Genomic DNA, 9,374 nt, shown 5'->3' with positions numbered 1-9,374 from the left:
CATCATCAAATGAGACCTTGGCAAACCGGGGGCGTCCATGTACGGGGTCAGGCCTCGCCCTTTTTGTTCATTATCAAATGCCTATCGCGTAAGCGCATGATTTTGAAGGCGAAAGAAACGGTGGGGCCAGGGCTCTCCTGCTAGACCGGTGCCTGACCCCGGGGTTGAGGGGGCGCAAAGCGGGAGGGGCGGTTAGGTGAGACGGAGCGGGAGGGAGCGGAGGCGCTGGCCGGTCAGCTTGAACAGGGCGGCGGCGACGGCCGGGGCGACCGGGGGCACGGCGGGCTCGCCGACGCCTTCGGGTGCGTCGGCACTCGGCAGGATGATGGTCTCGACCTCGGGAACTTCGCTCATGCGCAGGACCGGGTAGTCGCCGAAGTTGGTTTGCTGGACACGCCCATTCTCGAACGTGATCTCGCCCGCCAGCGCGGCCGACAGGCCGAAGACCACCGAAGACTCCATTTGCTGCCGGACGAGATTCGGGTTGATCGCCAGCCCGCAGTCGATGGCGCAGACCACGCGGTGGACGCGAATCTGCTTGTCCGCGACCGATACCTCCGCCACCTGCGCCACCACCGAGCCATAGCTCTGGTGGATCGCCACGCCATGCGCGCGGCCTTCGGGCGCTTCACCCGCACGAGCGATGGCCGCATTCAGCACCCTCAAATGGCGCGGATGCCCCTGCAGCAGCGCGCGGCGGAACGCGACCGGATCCTGCCCCGCCGCCTGCGCCAGCTCGTCGATGAAGGCCTCCTTGAAGAAGGCGTTCTGCGAGTGCCCCACCGCACGCCAGTTCCCCACCGGGACCGGCAGCTCCGCAATCACATGCGCGATGCGCTGGTTGGGCACCTCGTACTGCATGTCGAATTCACCCTCGGCGGTGGTCTTGTCCGGCCCCATGCCGGGCAGGCCGATGGCGCGCGGATAGTACTGGTGACTGATCGAAGGCCCGGTGGACTTGGCACTCCAGCTCAAAACGCGCCCCGCCGCATCCAGCACGCCGCGGAAGCGCGCCAGCGCCACCGGGCGGTACACGTCATGCCCGATGTCGTCCTCGCGCGACCAGATCACCTGCACCGGGGCGCCATTGGCCGCCAGCGCGATGGCCACGGCCTGCTGCACCATGTCCACCTCCAGCCGCCGCCCGAAGCCGCCGCCGATCAGCATCGTCTCGATGGACACGTCGCTGCTCGACACGCCCGCCACCTTGGCCGCCGCCTGCACCGCCAGCGAGGGCACCTGCGTGGAGACCCACAGCTTCACCCGCCCATCGCGCACCTGCGCTGTGCAGTTGATCGGCTCCATGGTGGCGTGGGCGAGGAAGGGCGCGAAGTACTCGGCTTCGACGACGCGCGCACCGGACGGCGCCGCTGCATCCACATCGCCGACACTGTAGTAAGTGAACCCGGACGACTCCTGCAGCGTGGCCGCCAGCTGTTTTCGAATCTCCGCCGACGACAGCCGCGCCGCGCCGCCATCGCTCCACGTGACCTTGAGCGCAGCCGCCGCCTGGTGCGCCTGCCACCAGCTGCGCGCGATCACCGCCACGCCAGCGCCAGCGCCGGTGAATGGCGACAGCGCATGCGAAAAGTCAGCCACGCCGAGCACCCCCGGCATCGCCCGCACAGGCGCCCCATCGAACGACGCCACCTTGTCCCCGACGACCGGCGCCATGCGCACCGCCGCGTACACCAGTCCCTCGGGCCGCGCGTCGATGCCGAACTTCGCGCTGCCATTGACCTTGGCCGGGCTGTCGCGCCGCGCCACCTCGCGCCCGATCAGGCGAAAGCTGCGCGGATCCTTCAACTTGATGTCCGAGACTTCCATGGCGATGTTGGCCGCCTTGGCCACCAGGCTGCCGTAGCTCGCGCTGCCCGCGCGCGGATGCGTGACCATGCCATTGGCGGTACTGCATTCGGAGGCCGGCACCTTCCACTGCTGCGCCGCGGCCGCGACCAGCATGGCGCGCGCGACCGCCCCCGCTTCGCGCATCGGCTGCCACGCATCGCGGATACTGGAGGAGCCGCCGGTCGCCATGATCCCGAGCTCGCGGCCGACTTTACCGAGCAGCCATTGCACTCCATCGCGCACCCCGGAACGCCCGTCCGGATGAAAGGGCATGGACTCGCGCATCACCACCAGGTTGCCGAAGATCTTGTCGATGGGTGCCTGGGTGATGCGGGTGCGCTCCAGCGGCACGTCCAGCTCCTCCGCGACCAGCATCGGCAATGCGGTGTGCACGCCCTGCCCCATTTCGCTGCGCGCCATGGTCACATAGACCGTGCCATCCGGCGCGATGGCGACCCAGCCATTGAACGCGACCGCGCCATTCGTGACCGGCAGCGCGGCCGCGGTGCGCAGCCGCTGGCGCGGCGGCAGGAAACCCCACCCGACCACCAGCGCGCCCGCCACGCCCAGGCCACCGAGGAGAAAACGCCTGCGGGAACGGCTGCGGGGAGTCGCTTTGGTCATGTCGTGTGAGAGGTCAGTTGAAGGTCAGTCGCGCCACTTGGAAAGGAGATCGTCCGGCAGCACCGGACGGCTGTAGAAGAAGCCCTGTGCCTTGTTGCAGCCATGGCGCATCAGGAAGTCGGCCTGCTCGCCCGTCTCCACGCCTTCCGCAACCACCGACAGGTTCAGGGACTTGGCCAGCTGGATGATCGCGATTGTAATCGCTTCATCGTTGATGTCGGTGGAGATGTCCTTGATGAAGGAGCGGTCGATCTTCAGCGTCTGCACCGGCAGCTGCTTGAGGTAAGCCAGCGACGAATAGCCGGTGCCGAAATCATCGATCGCGAGCGACACGCCGATCGAATGCAGGTCATTGATGAAGCCCAGCGCGTCGCCGGTGTCCATGATGACGGATTCGGTGACTTCCAGCTGCAGGCGCGCCGCATCCAGTCCGGTCTCCTCCAGCACCCCACCGACCATGTTGACGATCGAGCCGCGTTCGAACTGCTTGGCCGAGAGGTTGACCGCGATCTTGGGCACATTCAGGCCCGCGTCGTCCCAGCGCTTCATCTGGCGGCAGGCTTCCTGCAGCACCCACTCGCCGAGCTGGTTGATGAAGCCCGTGTCCTCCGCCAGCGGAATGAAGCGCACCGGCGGCACCAGCCCCAGTTCGGGGTTCTGCCAGCGCACCAGCGCCTCCACGCCGATCAGGCGCCCGCTGTCGATTTCGACCTGCGGCTGGTAGTGCAGGAAGATCTCGCCCTTGTCGATGGACCGCCGCAGCATGGCTTCGATGCGCAGGCGCTCCAGGCCTTCGCCGGTCATGGACGGCGCGTAGAACTGGTAGCCATTGCGCCCGCGCGCCTTGGCCTGGTACATCGCCACATCCGCATTCCGGATCAGCATATTCAGGTCGGTCGCATCTTTCGGGAACATCGAGATGCCGACGGAGGCCGTGACAAAGAGTTCGTAGTCCTGCACGACAAACGGCTGCTCGAACAACGCCATCAGCTTTTCGGCCACATGGCCCGCGCTGAACTCGCCCTCGATATTTTCGAGCATGACGATGAATTCGTCCCCGCCCAGGCGCGCCAGCGTATCGCCTTCGCGCAGGCGGCCAGTGAGCGCGGTGGCGACCTTCTTCAGTAGCTCGTCGCCCACGTGGTGGCCCAGCGTGTCGTTGACGTTCTTGAAGCGGTCCAGGTCAATGAAGAGCACCGCCAGCTGCTGGCCGGCGCGCGCGGAACGCTGCAAGGCGTGCTGCAGGCGGTCGTGGAACAGCGCACGGTTAGGCAGCTGCGTGAGCGGATCGTGGTGGGCCATGTGGTCCAGCTTTTCCTGCGACTCCTTGACCTTGGTGATGTCGCTGAACACCGCCACGTAGTGCGTGCACAGGCCATGCTCGTCGCGCACCGCCGACACCGTCAGCCACTCCAGGTACAGGTCTCCGCTCTTGCGCACGTTCCACAGCTCGCCGCGCCAGTAGCCAGTGGTGCCCAGGTCCCGCCACAGCTGCTCATAAAACGCTTCGTCATTGCGCGAGGAGCGCGTGAGGCTGAACGGCTTGCCGATCGCTTCCTGCTCGGTGTAGCCGGTGACCTGGGTGAAGGCCGGGTTGATGGCGACGATGCGGCCGGCCACGTCGATCACCATCACGCCGTCGGCGATCTGCTCCAGCACGGTGGCGTTGAGGCGCAGCTTTTCCTCGGCCTGTTTGCGCTCGGTGATGTCGGCGTAGACCCAGATGCTGCCCTCGTTCGGGCGCGCAGGATCGAGCGCGCAGCCGGACACCAGACACCAGAACAGGCGCCCATCATGTTTGCGGTACATCCGCTCTTCGGTGAAGTAGCTGCCCTGGCCCAGGCTCACGTACTGGCGCGACCCGGCAGCCTCGTATTCGGCCTCGCTCGGGAACACGATGCTGGTGGACCGGCCAAGCATTTCGCCCGGCGCGTAGCCGAACAGTTCTTCGCAGCGGCGGTTCACCGAGACCACGCGGCGGTGACGCACGGTCATCACACCGAACATCACGTTGTCGAGGATCGCGCTCTGCTCGGCCAGCAGGGCCTCGATGCGCATCTCGTTGTTCTTGCGTTCAGAGATGTCGGTGATGATCCCGTCGATCCACTCCTCGTCGCCATTGCGCTGCGGCTGGCCCTTCTCCGAAACCCAGCGCTCCGTGCCGAGGGCGTCGACGATGCGGTATTCGATTTCGTAGGGGCGGCATTCCTGCACCGCCTGGCCGATCACGCGGTAGTGCATGCGGCGGTCTTCGGGCGCGATGATATCGGCCCACTTGTAATGGTCCGTCCGCATGAAGACGGAGGCCGGGTAGCCGGAGATCTCCTCGATCGCATCGGAGACGAAATCCACCGGGCCATCGGGACGCACGCGGTACACCGCGCCCGGCACCTGGGTCACGATGGTGCGGAAGCGTTCCTCGCGCTGGGCGATGTCACTGAACAGGTGCTTGATCGCCACCCGCATCTGCTCCATCTGGCTGGCCAGGCGGCCCAGCTCATCGCGGCCCGCGAGATCGAGCCGGGTCTCGAAGTCGCCGTGCGAGAGGCGGTCCGAGAAGGTCATCAGCTTGCGCAGCGGCTGCAGCAGGCGGCGGTTGAGGAACAGGACAATCAGCAGCAGCGACACGGCCACCTGCCCCGCCAGCACCATCGCGTAGTTGGCCTGCTTGGCGCGCAGCTCGTGCTGGCTGCGGGCGTCGTCCATCACGATCAGGATGCGGCCGATGCGCTCCCCGCGCACCATGATGTCGCGTTCCGCGCGGTAGATGTTCCCGAGCGGGCGGTTGGGCGATTGGGCGTTGACGAACTGGGTGTCGGACTGGCCGACCACCTGGATCTGGAGCACGGACGGGTCGCGCATCACGGACTGCACCAGGGACTGGGCGGATTCCGTGTTCATGTTCCACAGCGACTCCTGCATCCCGAGGGCCAGGATGTCGGCGTTGCGCTGCAGGGATTCGTTGAGGGCCGCGCGGGCAGCGTCGCGCTCCTGCACGCCGAGCAGCACGAAGCCGCCGATCGACGCAGGGATGACCAGGCCGAGGACCACCACGAGCAGCAGAGCTCCATAGATGGACAATCCGTACAGTTTGCTTAGCCTGGCGCGGAAACCGTGTTGTTTAGCCATGCGCTCGCTGTGCGGTCATGGCGCCTTGTAATGAATGCATGATCCAGAGGCCGGGCTGAAGAATAGTTCTTCTATGCATTATCCCGCAAAGCATAGTCGGCGTCATGGTTTTCTGGCTCCGTGAGCAGAAAATGCCACGCCGCGTTATGATCCCAGCCACTTTTTTGGTAAAGGAGCAATTCATGTCGTTTTCGATGTATTCGGCCTCGGTGCCGGTGTTCAAGCAAATCCTGACGAGCCTGTCGTCCATCCTGCAGAAGGCCGAGGCCCACTGCACCGAGCGCAAGATCGATCCGGCCGCCCTGCTGCAGGCGCGCCTGTATCCGGACATGTTCCCGATGCTGCGCCAGGTGCTGATCGCCTGCGACTTCGCCAAGGGTGCGGCGGCGCGGCTGGCGGGGGTCGAGGTGCCCAAGTACGAGGACAACGAGGTGTCGTTTGCGGACCTGCAGGCGCGCATCGCCAAGACCATCGCGTTCATCGAATCGGTGCCGCGTGCGGACATCGAAGAGTCGGCGGGGCGCACCATCACGCTGACTTCGGGCGGGACCACGCGCGAGTTCGTGGGGCAGGCGTACCTGGTGCATTACGCGCTGGCGCATTTCTACTTCCATGCGACCACCGCATATGACCTGCTGCGCCACAATGGCGTGGAGATTGGAAAGAAAGACTTTATCGGGTCCTTCTAAGCGGGATGCGAATGCCGGGCGGCGCGCCCGGCCACCATCCTAGTTGCGGCGGGGGTAGCCCTCGGCCAGGATGCGGCGCCAGACCACTTCCTTTTCCTCCGCCGACATCGCCACCCAGCGGGCCACCTCGATGTAGGTGCGCCCGCAGCCGCGGCACACGTCGTCGAAGGTGGTCGAGCAGACCGCCACGCAGGGCGTGTCCGGGCGTTCGGGCAGCGCCGCCATTTGCTCGCTCAGGGTCGGCACGGCCACCACCGGCTTAGCGTGCGGGTCCGACATCGAGCTTGTCCCAGCCGTCCTTGCCCAGCTTTTCCATCGTCTCGATGTTCTTCTCGTAGATCGTTTCCGCCTCGGGGAAGGCCTCCACGGCGCGGTCGATCGACTCTTCGCGCAGCAGGTGCAGGATGGGGTATGGGGCGCGGTTGGTGTAGTTGGTGATGTCGTCCGGGTGCGTGTCCGCGAACTGGTAGTCGGGGTGGAAGGACGCCACCTGCAGCTCGCCGGCGAGTTGCATGTCCTCGACGGCGGCATCGGCCACGTCCAGGAACTCGTTGTAATCCTCGAAATCGGTCAGGACGAAGGGGTGGATCAGCAGGGTCGTGTCGACCTCTTCGGGGCTGGTGTCCGAAAGGCGCTGCAGCTCGTCCATCAGCTGTTCGAGCAGCTGCTCGGGGGTGGTGGCCGGCGAGACCACGTAGCGCACCTGGTCCTTCACGTGCACCGCCTTGGCGAACGGGCACAGGTTCAGGCCGATGACGGCTTTTTCCAGCCAGTTGCGGGTGGCCGCGATGATGTCCTCATCGCTGGTGTTCAGGTGCGTGCTGCTCATGTATTCGACTGCTCATTCGACTGCGGGAAAGCGCCATTCTACCTGCATTACTGCCCGCGGCGGAGCATGGCGGCGTGGCGCAGAGATGCCAGGCTATCGCCGATGAGACGGACGAGGTCGGGCCGGGCCAGGATGCCGGGCGTGTCCAGGCCGGTGCCCGGGAGGGGGATGGTTGCGCAGGCCAGGTCGACCAGCTCGGCGGACATCGTGGTCAGCACCTCGCGCAGCGCGTCCTGGGCATGATGGGCGCGCGGGGACGTGTTCCACAGGGCAACCGGCTTGCCGGGAAAATCCGGCATCGATACCAGCCAGTCGAGCGCGTTCTTCATGGGTCCGGAGATGCCGTGGGCGTACTCCGGGCTGGCAATCAGAAGGGCGTCCGCGGCCGCGACCGCCGCGCGCCAGCGCTCCACGGCCGTGCCCGGCTCCGTATCCCGGTCCGGATTGAACAGCGGCAGCTCACCCAGCCCCTCAAACAGGTGCACGTCGGGCACAACCTGCGCAGCCGCCCGTAAAACCGCCGAATTGTAAGACGCCGTCCGCAAGCTTCCCGAAATTGCCAGAATTAACATTCCTGATCCCCTTTGATTGATATATAACAGATATCAGTCCATGCCCGCGGGATTTTTCTCCGACTGAACAGCACCGCATACTCCCCGGGAGTATGCCGAAAACCGGCCCTCACCGCAGGGATGACAACTTGATAAAACACTCGGATACCCCTGCTAAAAGAGCACCGGAGAATTACAAATGGAGAGGTCCTTTTTCTTGACTCGACCCGGAATGACCCATAGACTGCCCCCTTGTTCACTGGAAGTGTCCTTACCGGCACGTAACATTGGAAACCCATGCAAGATAAGACTCGCATCACCCCAGTCCTGGCGGGGCTCGCAGTTGCAGTTGCAGCAGCCGTAGCACCCGTGTTTGCACACGCCGTCGAGCCAAGCTCTACCACCAGCTCCCCGACGTACCAGCCAGCTCCGGTCGCGAAGTCTTCCGCCCTCGATTCCATCGTTGTCAAACAAGCCAAAGGCGACGAGTACAAGGAAACCGACCTGTGGGCGCGCATCCGTTCCGGTTACGCCATTCCCGACATCGATAACCAGCTGGTCGCCAACCACGTCAATTGGTACGCGACCCGTCCGGACTACATCGCCCGCACCGGCCAGCGCGCGTCGCGCTACCTGTATCACGTCGTCACCGAGCTCGAAAAGCGCGGCATGCCGACCGAACTGGCACTGCTGCCGGTGATCGAGTCCGCCTTTAACCCGCAAGCCAACTCGTCCGCCAACGCGGCCGGCATGTGGCAGTTCGTGCCGGGCACGGGCAAGGACTTCAACCTGGCCCAGAACCTGTTCACGGACGAGCGCCGCGGCGTGCTGGAGTCCACCGACGCCGCCCTCACCTACCTGCAGAAGCTGTACAACATGTTCGGCGACTGGCAGCTGGCCCTGGCCGCCTACAACTGGGGCGAAGGCAACGTCCAGAAAGCCATCAAGCGCAACCAGGCGCTGGGCAAGCCGACCGATTTCGAAAGCCTGTCGGCACTGATGCCGGCCGAGACGCGCAACTACGTGCCCAAGCTGCAGGCCGTGAAGAACATCATCGGCAACCCGGCGCAGTACAACGTCACGCTGCCGCCGATCCAGAACGAGGCCTACTTCACGACCATCGACAAGACCAGCGACATGGACGTGGAAGTCGCGGCCAAGCTGGCCGAGCTGTCGGTCGACGAGTTCAAGGCGCTCAATCCGCAATTCACCCGTCCGGTGATCACGGGCGGCGAGAAGACCAAGATCCTGCTGCCGCAGGCGAACGCCGAGAAGTTCTACGCCAACCTGGCGTCATGGGGCCATGCCCTGTCGACCTGGACCACGCACAAGATTGCGGGCGCCAAGGAGACCATCGTGGCGCTGGCGTCCAAGTTCCATACGACGCCTGAGGTGATCCGCGAGGCCAACAATATTCCGGCCAAGACGCGCCTGAAGGCAGGCTCGACGATCCTGGTGCCGAAGATGGCGGCCTCCGCTGCTTCGGACAACGATATCGCCGAGCACATCGTCGAGAACGCGGTGCTGGCGCTGGAACCGGACCGCGGCGACAGCAAGCGCGTGGTGCGTACCCGCATGACCAACGCACAGAAGTTCCGCGCCAAGACGGCCAGCGCCGTCGAGACCATCAAGTCGCGCATCCAGCGCAAGAAGCGCGGCAGCTAAGCTGACCCGACGCCATGCAAAGCCGCGCCCCGAGCGCGG

Annotated in this window: 7 protein-coding genes; 2 read left to right on the top strand and 5 right to left on the bottom strand. The window is 65.1% G+C overall.

What is annotated here, in order from left to right; all coding sequences use genetic code 11:
* Positions 1-192: 192 nt before the first annotated feature.
* Both E4L96_RS16380 and E4L96_RS16375 read right to left on the bottom strand, forming a co-directional pair.
* Positions 193-2,472 carry a xanthine dehydrogenase family protein molybdopterin-binding subunit gene (locus E4L96_RS16380; RefSeq protein WP_135208283.1) on the bottom strand — a complete coding sequence of 760 codons (2,280 nt, stop codon included), beginning with the start codon at positions 2,470-2,472 and terminating at the stop codon, positions 193-195.
* 24 nt (positions 2,473-2,496) lie between these two features.
* Positions 2,497-5,601 carry a bifunctional diguanylate cyclase/phosphodiesterase gene (locus E4L96_RS16375; RefSeq protein ID WP_135208282.1) on the bottom strand — a complete coding sequence of 1,035 codons (3,105 nt, stop codon included), beginning with the start codon at positions 5,599-5,601 and terminating at the stop codon, positions 2,497-2,499.
* Positions 5,602-5,783: 182 nt separating this feature from the next.
* On the opposite strand from E4L96_RS16375, the gene E4L96_RS16370 reads away from it, so the two are divergent.
* Positions 5,784-6,290 (top strand): DUF1993 domain-containing protein, encoded by a 507-nt coding sequence (locus E4L96_RS16370; RefSeq protein WP_135208281.1) that lies wholly within the window; start codon positions 5,784-5,786, stop codon positions 6,288-6,290.
* A gap of 39 nt (positions 6,291-6,329) precedes the next feature.
* Here E4L96_RS16370 and E4L96_RS16365 read toward each other — a convergent pair whose 3' ends face one another.
* From E4L96_RS16365 to E4L96_RS16355, 3 genes are read right to left on the bottom strand one after another with little or no spacing between them, the layout of a single operon-like run.
* Entirely contained in the window at positions 6,330-6,569 is a 240-nt protein-coding gene (locus E4L96_RS16365; RefSeq protein WP_370660753.1) for a DUF1289 domain-containing protein, read from the bottom strand.
* Positions 6,550-7,119 (bottom strand): DUF1415 domain-containing protein, encoded by a 570-nt coding sequence (locus E4L96_RS16360; protein ID WP_135208280.1) that lies wholly within the window; start codon positions 7,117-7,119, stop codon positions 6,550-6,552. Before E4L96_RS16360 ends, E4L96_RS16365 begins: the two co-directional genes overlap by 20 nt.
* A 47-nt stretch (positions 7,120-7,166) precedes the next feature.
* Positions 7,167-7,691 carry an NADPH-dependent FMN reductase gene (locus E4L96_RS16355; protein WP_135208279.1) on the bottom strand — a complete coding sequence of 175 codons (525 nt, stop codon included), beginning with the start codon at positions 7,689-7,691 and terminating at the stop codon, positions 7,167-7,169.
* Positions 7,692-7,967: 276 nt separating this feature from the next.
* On the opposite strand from E4L96_RS16355, the gene E4L96_RS16350 reads away from it, so the two are divergent.
* Positions 7,968-9,335, top strand: coding sequence for a transglycosylase SLT domain-containing protein (locus tag E4L96_RS16350; RefSeq protein ID WP_135208278.1), 1,368 nt, complete (start codon positions 7,968-7,970; stop codon positions 9,333-9,335).
* Positions 9,336-9,374 lie beyond the last annotated feature (39 nt).

The sequence above is a fragment of the Zemynaea arenosa genome, assembly GCF_004614185.1.
Lineage (GTDB): Bacteria > Pseudomonadota > Gammaproteobacteria > Burkholderiales > Burkholderiaceae_D > Telluria > Telluria arenosa.
Note: the sequence above shows the minus strand (reverse complement) of the source record. Positions and strands in the feature narration are given on the sequence as shown.